Origin of the sequence: Variovorax davisae (genome assembly GCF_030316845.1) — a bacterium.
Lineage (GTDB): Bacteria > Pseudomonadota > Gammaproteobacteria > Burkholderiales > Burkholderiaceae_C > Variovorax > Variovorax davisae.
Map to the genome: position 1 here is coordinate 79,955 of NZ_JASZYS010000021.1, position 13,513 is coordinate 93,467.

The 13,513-nt window shown below is 67.9% G+C and carries 14 protein-coding genes; 2 read left to right on the forward strand and 12 right to left on the reverse strand.

The window, feature by feature from the left end; all coding sequences use genetic code 11:
* Window positions 1–11: 11 nt before the first annotated feature.
* The 9 genes from QTI33_RS32670 to QTI33_RS32710 are packed head-to-tail and all read right to left on the reverse strand — an operon-like array spanning window position 12 to window position 8,921.
* On the reverse strand, window positions 12–731 hold the full coding sequence (locus QTI33_RS32670; RefSeq protein ID WP_286510744.1) for an ABC transporter ATP-binding protein: 720 nt from the start codon (window positions 729–731) through the stop codon (window positions 12–14).
* Window positions 724–1,479 (reverse strand): ABC transporter ATP-binding protein, encoded by a 756-nt coding sequence (locus QTI33_RS32675; protein ID WP_286510745.1) that lies wholly within the window; start codon window positions 1,477–1,479, stop codon window positions 724–726. The genes QTI33_RS32670 and QTI33_RS32675 overlap by 8 nt, the downstream gene beginning before the upstream one ends.
* Window positions 1,476–2,438, reverse strand: coding sequence for a branched-chain amino acid ABC transporter permease (locus QTI33_RS32680; RefSeq protein WP_286510746.1), 963 nt, complete (start codon window positions 2,436–2,438; stop codon window positions 1,476–1,478). Before QTI33_RS32680 ends, QTI33_RS32675 begins: the two co-directional genes overlap by 4 nt.
* Window positions 2,435–3,295, reverse strand: a complete 861-nt coding sequence (locus QTI33_RS32685) for a branched-chain amino acid ABC transporter permease (RefSeq protein WP_286510747.1) — start codon at window positions 3,293–3,295, stop codon at window positions 2,435–2,437. Before QTI33_RS32685 ends, QTI33_RS32680 begins: the two co-directional genes overlap by 4 nt.
* Window positions 3,296–3,332: 37 nt before the next feature.
* On the reverse strand, window positions 3,333–4,526 hold the full coding sequence (locus tag QTI33_RS32690; RefSeq protein WP_286510749.1) for an ABC transporter substrate-binding protein: 1,194 nt from the start codon (window positions 4,524–4,526) through the stop codon (window positions 3,333–3,335).
* A 49-nt stretch (window positions 4,527–4,575) separates the two neighbouring features.
* On the reverse strand, window positions 4,576–5,808 hold the full coding sequence (locus QTI33_RS32695; protein WP_286510750.1) for an NAD(P)/FAD-dependent oxidoreductase: 1,233 nt from the start codon (window positions 5,806–5,808) through the stop codon (window positions 4,576–4,578).
* Window positions 5,808–6,131 (reverse strand): 2Fe-2S iron-sulfur cluster-binding protein, encoded by a 324-nt coding sequence (locus QTI33_RS32700; protein WP_286510751.1) that lies wholly within the window; start codon window positions 6,129–6,131, stop codon window positions 5,808–5,810. Before QTI33_RS32700 ends, QTI33_RS32695 begins: the two co-directional genes overlap by 1 nt.
* 11 nt (window positions 6,132–6,142) lie before the next feature.
* On the reverse strand, window positions 6,143–7,582 hold the full coding sequence (locus QTI33_RS32705; protein ID WP_286510752.1) for a glutamine synthetase family protein: 1,440 nt from the start codon (window positions 7,580–7,582) through the stop codon (window positions 6,143–6,145).
* A gap of 13 nt (window positions 7,583–7,595) precedes the next feature.
* Window positions 7,596–8,921, reverse strand: a complete 1,326-nt coding sequence (locus QTI33_RS32710; RefSeq protein ID WP_286510753.1) for an aromatic ring-hydroxylating dioxygenase subunit alpha — start codon at window positions 8,919–8,921, stop codon at window positions 7,596–7,598.
* A gap of 286 nt (window positions 8,922–9,207) precedes the next feature.
* On the opposite strand from QTI33_RS32710, the gene QTI33_RS32715 reads away from it, so the two are divergent.
* Together QTI33_RS32715 and QTI33_RS32720 are read left to right on the forward strand one after the other, a co-directional pair.
* Window positions 9,208–9,942: a GntR family transcriptional regulator gene (locus QTI33_RS32715; protein WP_286510754.1), complete on the forward strand. Its 735-nt coding sequence runs from the start codon at window positions 9,208–9,210 to the stop codon at window positions 9,940–9,942.
* Between the two features lie 118 nt (window positions 9,943–10,060).
* The gene (locus QTI33_RS32720) at window positions 10,061–11,056 is read left to right on the forward strand and encodes a 2-hydroxyacid dehydrogenase (RefSeq protein WP_286510755.1); all 996 of its coding nucleotides are present in this window, start codon (window positions 10,061–10,063) and stop codon (window positions 11,054–11,056) included.
* 118 nt (window positions 11,057–11,174) lie between these two features.
* Here QTI33_RS32720 and QTI33_RS32725 read toward each other — a convergent pair whose 3' ends face one another.
* From QTI33_RS32725 to QTI33_RS32735, 3 genes are all read right to left on the reverse strand, one after another.
* Window positions 11,175–12,143: a quinone oxidoreductase family protein gene (locus tag QTI33_RS32725; RefSeq protein ID WP_286510756.1), complete on the reverse strand. Its 969-nt coding sequence runs from the start codon at window positions 12,141–12,143 to the stop codon at window positions 11,175–11,177.
* Window positions 12,144–12,197: 54 nt separating this feature from the next.
* Window positions 12,198–12,764: a TetR/AcrR family transcriptional regulator gene (locus QTI33_RS32730; RefSeq protein ID WP_286510757.1), complete on the reverse strand. Its 567-nt coding sequence runs from the start codon at window positions 12,762–12,764 to the stop codon at window positions 12,198–12,200.
* A gap of 137 nt (window positions 12,765–12,901) precedes the next feature.
* Window positions 12,902–13,513, reverse strand: a complete 612-nt coding sequence (locus QTI33_RS32735; RefSeq protein WP_286510758.1) for a LysE family translocator — start codon at window positions 13,511–13,513, stop codon at window positions 12,902–12,904.

Below are 13,513 nucleotides of genomic sequence, written 5' to 3' on the forward strand. Positions count from 1 at the left end.
GCGCCGACCCTTCAGGCCGGCACCTCGGCCATGCCGACGCCCAGCAGGCCTTCGAGCAGCGAGGCATCGCCGGCCAGCGCCGCGCTCGGGCCGGCATGCACCACCGTGCCGCGCTCGAGCACGATGGCCTGGTGGGTCATCTCAAGCGCCAGCACCGGATGCTGCTCGACCACGATCGACGCCAGCCCCTCGCTCTCGCAGAGGTGGCGGATCGAGCGGGCCAGCTCCTCGACGATGATCGGCGCCAGGCCTTCCATCGGCTCGTCGAGCAGCAGCAGCTTCGGGTTGGTCATGAGCGCGCGGCCGATGGCCAGCATCTGCTGCTCGCCGCCGGACAGCTGGTTGCCGTAGTTGCCGCGCCGCTCGCGCAGCCGCGGAAAGAACTGGTAGACCCGCTGCAGGTTCCAGGCGCCCGGCCGCGCCACCACGGCGAGGTTTTCCTCGACAGTCAGCGACGGGAAAACTTCGCGCTCCTGCGGCACCCAGCCCAGGCCGGCGCGCACGCGCCGGTGGGCGGGCCAGCGCGTGATGTCCGCGCCGCACCAGCGCAGGGTGCCGCGCATCACGCGGGTGTTGCCCATCAGCGTCTCGAGCAGCGTGGTCTTGCCCACGCCGTTGCGTCCCAGGATCGCCAGGCTCTGGCCTTGGGCGAGCGCGAAGCTCAGGCGGTCGAGCACCACGGCGTTGCCGTAGCCGGCGACCACCTGGTCGAAGGCGAGCACTTCAGACATGGGCCGCTCCATGGCCCAGGTAGACCTCGCGCACGCGCGGGTCGCGGCCGATCTCCGCCGGGCTGCCCTCGGTGAGGATCCGGCCGGCGACCAGCACCGAGATCCGGCGCGAAAAACGGAAGACGAGGTTCATGTCGTGTTCGATGAACAGCACGCTGATGTCCTGCGGCAGTTCGGCGATGGCTTCGAAGAGTTCGCCGCTCTCGTCCTCGGGCACGCCGGCGGCGGGCTCGTCGAGCAGCAGGATGCGGGGCTTGGCGGCCATGGCGAGCGCGATCTCGAGCAGCCGCTGCTTGCCGTAGGCCAGCTCGGCCACCGGCACGTCGGCCAGCGCGTCGAGCTTGAGGCGGCCGAGCAGCGCATGCGCTTCGTCGAACGCGGCTTTGTGGCGGTTGAGCGGGCGCCACCAGACCGCCCCCAGGCCTTCGCGTTCGCTGATCGCCAGCACCACCGACAGCAGCGGCGTGAGGCTCGGGAACAGCGTGTTGATCTGGAAGGTGCGCGCCAGCCCGAGGCGGGCGCGCTTGTCGGCGCTGAGCGCGGTGAGTTCGCGCTCGCCCATGTGGATCGTGCCGTGCGTGGGCTTGAAGACGCCCGTCAGCAGGTTGATCAGGGTGGTCTTGCCGGCGCCGTTCGGCCCGATCAGGGCCTGGCGGGCGCCCGGTTCGAGCGTGAGGTTGACGTCGTCGACCGCGCGGAAGGCACCGAACGAGATGCCGAGGCCGCGGGTGCGCAGTACCGCGCTCATGAAGCCCTCCCGGTCTTCACCAGCCGCGACAGCGCCCCCATGATCCCGCCGCGGCCGAGCATGACGGCGGCGATCAGGAAGATGCCGAGCCAGAACATCCAGTACTGCGGGTTGAGATCGGCGAACCCGTCGTGCACCAGCATGTAGACGATCGCGCCGATCATGCCGCCGTACAGCCGGCCGGTGCCGCCGAGCACGAGGATGATCAGCACCTCGGCCGAGCGGTTGAAGCCGATCGATTCGATGCCGACGAACTGCGTGGTCTGGGCCAGCAGCGCGCCGGCGATGCCGGCCACGCCGGCCGACAGCGCATAGGCCAGGCGCAGGCGGGCCTCGACCGGCGAGCCGATCGCCAGCATGCGCTTGCGGCTGTCGTGGATGCCGCGCAGCGTGAGCCCGAAAGGCGAGCGCAGCACCAGCCGCACGCCGAGGAACACCACCAGCACCACGCCGTAGGCATAGGCGAAAGCGGTCTTGCCGAAGAGGTCGAACTCGAACAGGCCCAGCACCGGCGCGATCACCACGCCCTGCAGGCCGTCGGTGCCGCCGGTGATCGACGACAGCCGGTTGGCCAGCTCGGCCAGCAGCATGCACACGCCGATGGTGATCATGAGCCGCGTCAGGTCGGCGCCGCGCACCACCAGGTAGCTCAGCACATAGCCGAGCGCGACGCACAGCAGCAGGGCGAACAGCAGGCCGCTGAAGGGCTCGCTCGAGCCATGCTTGGCCAGGAGGCCGGCGGCGTAGGCGCCGGCACCGAAGAAGGCGGCGTGGCCCACCGTGAGGATGCCCGCGTAGCCGAGCGCCATGTCCAGCGAGACCGCGAACAGGCCGAAGATCATGACCTGGCTCATCAGCGTGAGCTTGTCGGGCAGCAGGAAGAAGCTCGAAGCCAGGGCGAGCCAGAAGAAGACCTCGGCGCCTCTCAGGCGGGCGGGGGTCAACGTGAGCGGCTTCATGCCAGGCCCTTGCGCGGGATGATGCCGTTGGGCCGGGCCAGCAACATGATGATCATGACGACGTAGATGAGGAATGCGCCGGCTTCCGGCAGGTAGTACTTGCCCGCCACGTCGACGATGCCGACCAGCAGCGCGGCCACGAAGGGGCCGGTGATGGTGCCGGCGCCGCCGACGCAGACGACGATCAGGAAATACACGAGGTACTTGAGCGGGAACGAGGGCTCGAGCCCGAGCATGCCGAGGCTCAGCGCGCCGCCGAGCCCCGCCAAGCCGCAGCCCAGCGAGAAGGTCAGGAAGAACAGCCGCTGCACGTGGATGCCGGTGCCGCCGGCGACGCGCTGGTTGTCGACCGCGGCGCGCACCATCGCGCCGTAGCGCGTCTTGCCGAGCACCCCCAGCAGGGCCGCCAGCACGGCCACGCCGCAGAGGATCAGGAACAGGCGGTAGCGCCCCACCTCCAGGCCCAGCAGCGACACCCGGCCGTCCAGCAGCGGCGGCAGCTGGAAGGCCTGCAGGGTCGGGCCGAAGAAATACGTGAACACCGCGACCGACACGAACACGATCCCGATCGACAGCAGCACCTGGTCGAGCGGATGGGCGCGGTAGAGCCGCCGGTAGAAGCAGAACTCCAGCACCGCGCCGACCAGCGCGGCGGCGACGAAGGCCGCCGCCAGCGACGGGAAGAAGCCGACGCCGAAATGGTTCATCAGAACACTCGCGGCGTAGCCGCCGACCATCGCGAACGTGCCGTGCGCGAGGTTGACGAAGTTCATGAGGCCCATCGTGATGGACAGGCCCACCCCGATGAGGAACAGGAGCATGCCGTAGGCCACTCCGTCGAAGATCACGATTCCCATGGATGTCCCGTTGCTGCTGGCGACCGGCCGGGGCCGGTTACTGGCTTTCCTTGGCCGGGTCCTTGACGCGCTCGAACTTGTCGAACTCGACGTTCACCAGTTCGCCTTTCACGCGCTCGGTCTTGCGGATGTAGACCGTCTGCACGATGTCGCGGGTGGCGGGGTCGATCTCGATCGGGCCGCGCGGGCTCTCGAACTTCAGCCCCTTGAGCGCTTCCATGAACTTGTCGCCTGTGAGGTCGCCCTTGGTCTTGGCGAGTGCCAGGTCGATGGCGGCCATGGTGTCGTAGGCCGTGACCGCGAAGTAGCTCGGGCGCAGCTTGGAGCCGAACTCGGCCGCGAAGTCCTTGACGAACTTCTGGTTCTTCGGCGACGCATGGGCGTACGAATAGTGGTGGCTCGTGACCAGGCCCAGCGCCACGTCGCCGGTGGCGTCGAGGTAGCTGTCGTCGGTGGCTTCGCCGGTGGCGTAGAGCTTGATGCCGGCTTCTTCCATGCCGCGCTCCTTCCAGACCTTGAGGAAGGCCGGCGGCATCACGCCCGACGGAAAGAAGAAGAAGACCGCCTGCGGCTTGGCGTCCTTGATGCGCTGTACGTAGGCCGAGAAGTCGGGGTTGTTCATCGGCGTGCGGACCTCGCCCACCACCTTGCCGCCCGCGGCCGTGAAGGCTTTCTTGAAGGCGGTCTCGGCGTCGGTGCCCGAGGCGTAGTCGGCGACCACGGTGTAGGCCTCCTTCACGCCCTGCTTGACCATCCAGCGCGCCATCGGGTCGGTGACCTGCTGCACGGTGAACGACAGCCGCGCCACGTAGGGGGAGCTGCCGGTGATCGCGGAGGAGGCCGCGTTCATCACGAGGGTCGGGATCTTGGCCTGGGTGGCAATCGCCGCGACCGCGTAGGCGTTGGGGCTGAAGTCGAGGCCGGTGAGCACGCTCACCTTGTCGCGCACCACCAGTTCCTGGGCGATGCGCTTGGCGGTGTCGGGCGCCGGGCCGGCGGTGTCTTTCTTGATGATCTCGACCGGGCGGCCGGCGATCTTGCCGCCGTGTTCCTTGAGGTACAGCGCGACGCCGGCGTCGAACTGGCGGCCGTAGTCGGCATAGGGGCCGGAGTAGGTCGCGATCAGGCCGATGCGCAGCGGCTCGTCGGCCGCCTGCGCGGACATGGCACCGAAGGCGCCGAGGCAGGCCAGCGTGAGGGTGGCGAGCGCGTTTCTCTTGTTCATCATCATCGGGGAAGCTCCGTTCAGGGAAGCCGGCGAGCCGGCGGGCAAGGGGTGATCAGGCGACCGTCTTGAGGTCGAAGGAGGGGTCGGCGAGCTGGTCGGCTGCGAGGCGGACACGGGCGCCGATCAGCTTGCGGCTTTGCATGTGCTCGGCCGGCTTGTTCACCGAGTGGGCGGCCACGAGTGTGCCTTGCCGCAGGTAGAACACGCTGAAGCGGTCGCTGGCCATGTCGCCGCGCAGCACCACGTCGTCGCCGGGCGCGGCCAGGCCGGTCATCTGCAGCTTGAGGTCGAACTGGTCGCTCCAGAACCAGGGCACGGCGGTGCAGGGCGCCGCGCGGCCGACCACCAGGGAGGCCAGCGCGCGGGCGCCGTCGTTGGCCGACTGGATCGACTCCAGCCGCATGCGCGCCGGCACGCCCGGCGCGGGCGGCAGCGCCATGCTGGCGACGTCGCCCGCGGCCAGCACCCGCGGCGCTGACGTGCGGCCCAGCATGTCGACGACGATGCCGTTGTCGACCGCGATGCCGGCCTGCTGCGCCAGCTCGGCGTTGGGCAGCACGCCGATGCCGAGCACGACCAGGTCGCAGTCGACGCGCGTGCCGTCGTCGAGCTCGACCGCGGCCACCCGGCCCTGCGCCCCGTGCAGCGCGCGCACGCCGCGGCCGGTCAGGAGCGCCACGCCGCGGCGGCGATGCGCGTCCTCGACATAGGCCGACATCTGCGGCGGGAAGGCCCGTGCCAGCAGGTGCGGCTGGGCCTCGACCACGGTGACCTCGGCGCCGCGCGCGCGCAGCGCCGACGCCACCTCCAGGCCGATGAAGCCGCCGCCGATCACGCAGGCGCGCTCGCTGCGGCCGGCGGCGTCGGCGATGCGCAGCGCATCGTCGAGCGTGCGCAGGTCGAGCACGCCGTCGAGCGTCGCGCCCGGCAGCGCGAAAGGCCGGCAGCGCGCGCCGGTGGCGAGCGCGAGCCAGCCGTAGTCGAGCTCGGCGCCGTCGTCGAGCCGCACATGGCGCGCGCCGGGGTCGAGCGCCGTGGCGCGCCGGCCGAGCACCAGCTCGATGCCGTTCTGGGTGAAAAAATCCGGGCCGCGCAGCGCCAGCTGGTCGACGCTGGTCTTGCCGGTCAGCAGGCCCTTGGACAGGGGCGGGCGCTGGTAGGGCGCGTGGCGCTCGTCGCCGACGATGACGATGCGCTCCTCGAAGCCGAGCTCGCGCGCGCTGGCGGCCAGCTGCACGCCGGCATAGGACGCGCCGACGATCACCAGGGGATGGGCGGCGGGCATCAGCTCTGGGTCTCGGGGATGCGCACGGTCAGGCCGTCCAGCTCGGCGGTCACCGTGAGCTGGCAGCTCAGGCGGCTGCCCGGCCTGCGCTCGGAGGCGACGCCGTCGAGCAGCTCGCTTTCCATCTCGTCGGCGGGCGGCAGGCGGTCGGCGAAGGCCTCGTCGACATAGACGTGGCAGGTGGCGCACGAGCAGGAACCGCCACACTCGGCGTCGATGCCGCGCACGTTGCCGCGGATGGCGTTCTCCATCACGCTGGAACCGGGCTTGGCGTCGACGCTGCGGCTGCTGCCGTCTTTCAGGATGTAGTGGATCGTGGGCATGGCGGGCGGAGTCAGAACATGTCGAAGTACTCGCGGTGTTCCCACTCGCTGACTTCGAGGTTGAAGCGGGCGATCTCCGCTTCCTTGATGTGGCACAGGTAGTCGACGAAGGGCTTGCCCATCTGCGCGTTGAGCATCTCGTCGCCGCGCAGGCAGGCGAGCGCATCGCCGAGCGAGCGCGGCAGCTGCTCGGCCGGCGTTTCATAGGGCGCGTCGGCGGACGGCCCCGGGTCCGTCTTGTTGCGGATGCCATCCAGACCGGAGAACAGCTGCGACGCGAGGTAGAGGTAGGGGTTGGCCGTCGGCTCGCCGACGCGATTCTCGATCCGGGTCGCGTTCTGCCCGGCGCCGCCCAGCACGCGCAGCATCGCGCCGCGGTTGTCGCGGGCCCAGATGGCGCGGTCGGGTGCCAGCGAGAAGGGCCGGTAGCGGCGGTAGCCGTTGATGGTCGGGCTCGCCAGGGCCGCCGCGCCGCAGGCATGCTGCTTCAGGCCGCCGAGGTAGTGCAGGCCGATCTCGCTCAGGTCCTGGCCGGGCTCGGCCGGCATGAAGGCGTTGACCCCGTCGCTGCGGCGGCGCAGCGACTGGTGCAGGTGCCAGCCGCTGGACATCACGTTCGGGATCTTCGGCCGGCACATGAAGGTGGCGTGGTAGCCGGCGCGCTGGCAGATCTGCTTGATGGCGCTGCGCAAGAGCACCATGGTGTCGGCCGGCAGCACGCCGGCGGTCGGGCCGAAGGTCAGCTCGAACTGGCTCGGGCCGAACTCGATCTCGAGCGAGCGCAGCGGCAGGCCCAGCGCCACCAGCTGCGAGCGCAGCAGTTCCATCACGGCGTCGACCCGGTCGTAGCGCAGTTCGGTCAGGTACTGGTGGCCGTGCGACAGCAGCGACACCCGCGGCGGCTCGCCGGGCTGGCCGGAATCGGCCAGGCCCAGGCGCGGGTCTTCGAGCTTGAAGACGTGGAACTCGACCTCCAGGCCGGCGATGAAGTCCAGCCCCAGTTCGCCGAGCTGCTGCACGGCGCGCTGCAGGATCTGGCGCGTGGCATAGGGGCAGGGCCGGCCGTCGGCCATGTAGGCATCGCACAGGACCCAGCCCGAGCGCGGCGCCCAGGGCAGCACCTTGAAGGTGGCGGGGTCGGCCACCACCGTGAAGTCGGCGCCGCCCTGGAAGCCCTCGATGGCGAAGCCGCCACCGGCCGCGAACACCGGGAACACGGTCTTGTGCGAGGTGTCCTTGGCGAGCAGGGTGGAGGTGAGGTTGACGCCGTCCCACAGCGCGGCGCGGGCTTCGCTGGCGACCAGGGTCTTGCCGCGCAAGAGGCCGTGCTGGTCGGGCCAGGCGAAGCGCACCACGTCGACTTCGCCGGCGTCGATGCGGCGCACCAGTTCCTGGGCCTGCTTGTGCTGGTCGTCGGACCAGAGGCCGTGGCGGTCTACAAAGGAGCTCATGGCGTGCGCGTGCTCAGGCTGCGGCCAGGCGGGCCGAGGCCCAGTCCGACTGGAGGCGGCGTTCGCGGTCGGCGCTCTGCCAGTAGCCGTCGGTGTTGCCGGCCTCGCCGATGCCGTCGATCGACGGCGGTCCGGTGAGGGCGCCGGCCTGGGCGGCGTCGATCAGCATCGGCGCCGTTTCGCCGGCCTGCGTGCTCTCGATGGCCCGCACCAGCATCCGGCGGTAGGTGATGATGCCCTTGTCGGTGCTGCCCAGGTGCTCGCGCGTGCGGTCCTGGATCGGGCCCTGCGACTCGACTGCCCACTGGTCGTGCACGTTGATGTCGTCGCCCATGCCGGTGTAGGTCTGGTTCAGCTGCTCGTCGACGCTGTAGCCGTAGTTGTTGCGCTTGTTCTTGCGCGAGGTGTAGTCGGGCAGCTCATAGAGCGCGAGCCGCTGGTCGCGCATCTGCTGCTTGTCGACCGGGCCGGTGAAGCTGGTGAAGATCGCATACCAGTAGCAGTGCGTGTCGTCGACCGGGACGTGCCATTGCGAGATCGTCATCTCGGCGCTCATCGGGATCACGAAGGCCTGCGGGAATACCACGTTGGTCACGCGCACGTGGGTCTGGGTCTCGGAGAGCTGGCGCAGCGCGGTCAGGCGCAGGCCGTAGTCGGTCGGCTCGACGCTGATGTCCGGGCGGTCGTACTCGCGCAGCACCTGGGTGATCGGCATCTCGGAGTCGGCCGAGGCGCCGCGGAACTGCTTGCCGTAGCTCTCGGAGGTGTCGGCATCCTCGAAGAAGCGGTGCAGGTACGAGGCATGGGCCGGGTCGATGCCGACCTCGAGCGCCTGCAGCCAGTTGCATTCGAACAGGCCCTTGAAGGCGAAGGTGTGCGAGTCGGGCGCCACGAAGCAGTCGAACGCGGGGAACGCGGGCGGCTCGCCTTCGCCGATGTAGGCGAACACGGTGCCGGCGCGCTCGACCACCGGATAGGCGGCCTGCTTGATGCGGGTGCAGAGCTTGCTGCCGACCGGCTCGGCCGGGGTTTCCAGGCAGTTGCCCTTGGCGTCGAACAGCCAGCCATGGAAGGGGCAGCGCAGGCCGCCGTGCTCGAGGCGGCCGAAGGCCAGGTCGGCACCGCGGTGCGGGCAATCGCGGTCGAGCATGCCCAGCTGGCCCTGCTCGTCGCGGAACAGGACGAAGTGCTGGCCCATCAGCTGCACCGCCTTGACCGGGCGCGGACCGGCGAGCTCGTCGGCCAGCGCCACCGGCTGCCAGTAGCGGCGCAACAGCGTGCCGGCGGGGGTGCCCCGGCCGACCCGGGTGATGAAATCATTCTGTTCTGCACTGATCATGGGGGTGCTCCGTCGTGGGATACTGTTGGAAACATGCGCTGCATGCAATTGCATACATTGTCTGGGCGGTTTCTGATCCAGGTCAATCTATTTTGATTCGTCCAGGGCATTTCAGGCGCTGAAACAAGGGTTAGCACTGAGTTGTCGGCGCATCTTTGAGGTGCATCTTTCATTTTTGAATGCACTGCATCGGAGATGTATGCAACAAGCGGACCAAGGCGAGCTGATTGTGTGCAGCGATGGCCGATCTCCTTAGAATCGAGGCATTCCTCGTTCCGCCGCTCCCATGGACTCCCAACAAAACCGTGTGCTGGTTCAACTTCGCGACCTGATCCTCAAGGGCGAATTCGTGCCCGGCGAGCGGCTGGCGGAGATCCCGCTGGCGGAGAAGCTCGGCGCCTCGCGCACGCCCGTGCGGCTGGCGCTCACCAGCCTGGAGCACGAGGGCCTGATCGAACAGTCGCCGAGCGGCGGCTACCAGATGCGCCGCTTCACCTCGCAGGAGATCGCCGACGCGATCCGCGTGCGCGGGGTGGTGGAAGGCTTCGCGGCCCGCCTGCTGGCCGAGGACGGCGCTTCGCGCCAGCTGCTGCGCGACCTGCACGACTGCCTCGACGAGGGCGACAAGGCGGTCAACAAGGCCGAGATGGGCCTGGACGACTACGCGGCCTACGTGCAGATGAACGACCGCTTCCACCAGCTGATCATGCAGGGCTGCGGCAATGTCGCGCTCCAGCGCGTGATGGACATGCTCGACGGCCAGCCCTTCGCATCGCCGAGCGCCATGCTGCCGATGCAGTCGTCGATGGAGGAGGGGCACCAGTGGATGAAGCAGGCCCACCGCACCCACCACGCGATGGTGCAGGCGATCGAGCGCGGGCAGGGCTCGCGCGCGCAGGCGCTGGGCGAGGAGCACGTCGAGATCGCGCGCATGAACCTCGACTACGCGCTGGAGCGGCCGGAGCTCGCGGCCGAGCTGATGCCGGGGATGCGGCTGGTGGCGGGCAGGACGCGGCCCTGAACCAGGGCGAGAAACCCTGCCGGCAGGGGCTGGGCCGTCTGGAAGATGCCGATCGATGTCATAGTGCCCGGTCTTGAAGCCACTGTCGTCGGGCGATCGCATCGCGCAAGGAGATCTCATGAAGACAGCCGTGTTCAGCACGCGTAGCTACGACAAGACCCTGCTGACGGCGGCCAATGCCACGGCGGGGCATGAACTGAGCTTCCTCCAAGACAGGTTGACGGCCAGCACGGCGTCGCTGGCCGCCGGCTGCGAGGCCGTCTGTGTCTTCGTGAACGACAACGTCGATGCCGAAGTGCTGGCCCTGCTGGCCGCGCAGGGAACCCGGCTGGTGGCCACCCGTTCCACCGGCTACAACCAGATCGACGCTGCGGCCGCCGCACGGCTGGGCATCGAGGTCGTGCGTGTCACCGACTACTCGCCGCATTCGGTGGCCGAGTTCGCCGTCGGCCTGCTGCTGGCGGTGAACCGCAAGATCGCGCGGGCCAGCGCGCGCACGCGCGACGGCAACTTCGAACTCGACGGCCTGATGGGCTTCGACCTGCACGGCAAGACGGTGGGCGTCATCGGCACCGGCAAGATCGGCACCATCTTCGCGCGCATCATGCTGGGCTTCGGGTGCACGGTGCTGGGCCATGACCAGTACCCCAACCCGGCCTTCGAGGCCATGGGCGGGCGCTATGCGAGCACGATGGACCTGGTGCCCGAGTGCGATGTCGTCTCGCTGCATTGCCCCCTGACGCCCGAGACACGGCACGTCGTGAACGCCGCGTCGCTGGCGCGCGCCAAGCGCGGCGCCATCCTCATCAACACCAGCCGCGGCGGCCTGGTGGACACCGAGGCCGTGATCGCCGCGCTGAAGACCGGGCAACTCGGCGGACTGGCGATCGACGTCTACGAGCAGGAGGCCAGCCTGTTCTTCCAGGACCTGTCGTCGACCATCATCGAGGACGACGTGATCCAGAGGCTGGTGTCGTTCCACAACGTGATCGTGACGGGCCACCAGGGCTTCTTCACCCAAGAGGCCATCGGGCAGATCATGCAGACCACCATCGAGAGCATCAGTGCCTTCGAGGCCGGGGCCGAGCTGGTCAACCGTGTTCCGGTTTCGTGACCACCTTGACAGCGCCGGCGCGACTGCACAGCAGCGTCTGGGCGAGCAGGAAACGGGCATCCCGTTTCACACTCGGGGCATGGCGAAGAACCGAAATCCAGTGCCATTCCCCCACCACTCATGGAATCAGCAGCAGCTTGCCGGTGGTGGCGCGGCTCTCCATGTCGGCATGTGCCTTCGCCGCATCCGACAACGGATACTCACCGCCGATTCGAATCCGGAGTTGGCCGGTCACGATCCAATCGAACAGTCGAGCCGAGCGCGCACGCAGCAGCTCAGGGGTTGGAACGTGATGCATGAACGAGGGATAGCCGAGCTTGATGCTTTTCGGCAGACTCATGATGTCGATCGGGCCAGGGCCACCGAGGACAGGGCCATACCAAGCGAACGTTCCTGATGACCGCAGCGAGTCGAGAGATCCCTGGAAAGTCATCGGGCCGGAGCCGTCATAGACCACGTGCACACCTTGACCGCCAGCCAGGCGGGTCGCTTCCTCCGCGAAGCGGCCTTGGCTGTCCACGATCACGTGATCGGCGCCTGCTTCTTTCGCCACGGCCACCTTGTCTGGCGACGAGACACGGCCAATCACTCTCCCACCCCTGAGCCTGATGATCTGCGTCAGCAGCAGGCCGAGTCCGCCGGCTGCTGCATGAACCAAGGCAATATCGCCAGGCTGTACCGGGTAGAAGTCTGTCGCGAAGTGGCTGGCCGTGAGGCCTTGCATCATCACGGCCGCCGCAGTCCGGTCATCGACCGCATCGGGCAACGGCACGAGCGATGCGGCCGGGATCAGCAACTCCTCGGCATAGCTTCCGGGTGCGTACATCCAAGCAACCCGCTGGCCCACAAGCAGTCCGTCGACACCTTCACCGATGGCCAGCACGCGGCCGGCACCTTCGACCCCGAGGGCCCTCGGAAGTGGCATTTCCGACCAGAAGTTGCCTTGCCTGACACCGATGTCCATGAAATTGACGCCGGCGGCTGCCACTCTCACAAGCACCTGACCCGCACTCAATACCGGCAGCGGTCGGTCGATCGACTGCATCACGTTCGTCCCACCCGGACGGATCATCACCACTGTTTTCATCGATGGATTCCTTTATTGACTAATCGTTCAACAATAGGTCAAAAAAAAGCAGCCCTATCTCAAGGCCCGCAAGGCCAGGCGCGAAATCGCGCGCAGCTCCGGCTCTCCGGCGCCGGCTCGCGCAGCGATGCGTATGGCTGCCACGGTCGCCAACAGGAATGCTGCTGCATGGTTCGGATCGAGGTCGGCCGCCAAGTCTTCCTCGGCCTGGGCCCGCCGGATCGTCGATGCCAGGACGGCGCGCAGGGGTGTTCCGACCGCCTCGCGGATCTTCGTCAAATCCTCCCGGTCGTCACCAAACTCGCTGATCGAGTTCACGCCAAGGCAAGGTTGGTGAGCCTCAGCGACCACGCGCTTCATCATGCACTCGACGCCACTGAGTGCCTTCGTGCCCCGCTGAAGCGCTTCGATGTGGCTCCTGGTTTCAGCCGTGGCGTAGCGCTCCAATGCTGCGCAATAGAGCGGCCACTTCCCGCCGAACGTGTTGTAGAGGCTCTGCTTTCCGATCTGCATCGCCTCGGCCAGCATGTCTGCAGAGGTTCCCGCGAAGCCGTACTCTCGAAACAGCCCCACTGCTGCATCGAGCGCCTCGTCTGGATCGAACTGCTTGGGTCTCGCCATGACGCAAATCTAACCGTAATTGAATGATCAGTCAATAACAAGCAAACGAAACTCGATAGGGAGGGACGATCGCGGCCAGGTGCCAGCGGCACCTTTGCCATCTGCTTTCCTGGCTGTAGCTCGTCGACACGCGGTAGTCAGCACGAGCGGTCGAACCATGGACAAGTTCGAAACATGAAGGCTGCGGAGATCAAGAGCAGCACGGACAAGGACCTGTTGAGAAGCCTGACCCGCGTTTCGTTCTTCAAGGCTTCGCGCAGCGAAGCACCTGCCGCGGACCACGCGGCCATGGAAACGAAGCACACCAGAAAGTAGATGGCGCAAAACACCAGCAGGCTGTGCGCGGCGCCGTCGTTGGCGAACGCGCCCGTTCCTGCGATGGCGGCCAGCCAGGCTTTCGCATTCATCCACTGCATGGATGCCCCACTCCAGAATGACGAGCGCCCACCGGTGTCGCTGCCGATGCTGCCGTCAGCACGCCAGAGCGTCCAAGCCATGTACAGCAGGAATCCCACGCCAGCCATGGTGACGAGGCTGATCAGCCCTGGAAACCGAGCCAGCACCGTTTGCAGGCCGACTCCCGCCAGGACGAGAAGGGCAGCGAATCCGACCGTCGCACCCGCTACCACGCGCATTCCCCCCAAGAATCCTTCGCGCACCGCCACGGCCAGAACCAGAACGTTCACCGGGCCGGGGGAGATGGAGGCAGCCAGCGCGAATGCGGCCATGGATAGCACTTCGAGCGTCAT

Excerpts from the sequence above, each read along its gene's own strand:
- QTI33_RS32715 (WP_286510754.1), top strand. The coding sequence starts at position 9,208 with ATGGACTCCCAACAAAACCGTGTGCTGGTTCAACTTCGCGACCTGATC.
- QTI33_RS32695 (WP_286510750.1), bottom strand. The coding sequence starts at position 5,808 with ATGCCCGCCGCCCATCCCCTGGTGATCGTCGGCGCGTCCTATGCCGGC.
- QTI33_RS32700 (WP_286510751.1), bottom strand. The coding sequence starts at position 6,131 with ATGCCCACGATCCACTACATCCTGAAAGACGGCAGCAGCCGCAGCGTC.
- QTI33_RS32710 (WP_286510753.1), bottom strand. The coding sequence starts at position 8,921 with ATGATCAGTGCAGAACAGAATGATTTCATCACCCGGGTCGGCCGGGGC.
- QTI33_RS32680 (WP_286510746.1), bottom strand. The coding sequence starts at position 2,438 with ATGAAGCCGCTCACGTTGACCCCCGCCCGCCTGAGAGGCGCCGAGGTC.
- QTI33_RS32735 (WP_286510758.1), bottom strand. The coding sequence starts at position 13,513 with ATGACGCTCGAAGTGCTATCCATGGCCGCATTCGCGCTGGCTGCCTCC.
- QTI33_RS32690 (WP_286510749.1), bottom strand. The coding sequence starts at position 4,526 with ATGATGATGAACAAGAGAAACGCGCTCGCCACCCTCACGCTGGCCTGC.
- QTI33_RS32705 (WP_286510752.1), bottom strand. The coding sequence starts at position 7,582 with ATGAGCTCCTTTGTAGACCGCCACGGCCTCTGGTCCGACGACCAGCAC.
- QTI33_RS32725 (WP_286510756.1), bottom strand. The coding sequence starts at position 12,143 with ATGAAAACAGTGGTGATGATCCGTCCGGGTGGGACGAACGTGATGCAG.
- QTI33_RS32670 (WP_286510744.1), bottom strand. The coding sequence starts at position 731 with ATGTCTGAAGTGCTCGCCTTCGACCAGGTGGTCGCCGGCTACGGCAAC.
- QTI33_RS32675 (WP_286510745.1), bottom strand. The coding sequence starts at position 1,479 with ATGAGCGCGGTACTGCGCACCCGCGGCCTCGGCATCTCGTTCGGTGCC.
- QTI33_RS32685 (WP_286510747.1), bottom strand. The coding sequence starts at position 3,295 with ATGGGAATCGTGATCTTCGACGGAGTGGCCTACGGCATGCTCCTGTTC.
- QTI33_RS32730 (WP_286510757.1), bottom strand. The coding sequence starts at position 12,764 with ATGGCGAGACCCAAGCAGTTCGATCCAGACGAGGCGCTCGATGCAGCA.
- QTI33_RS32720 (WP_286510755.1), top strand. The coding sequence starts at position 10,061 with ATGAAGACAGCCGTGTTCAGCACGCGTAGCTACGACAAGACCCTGCTG.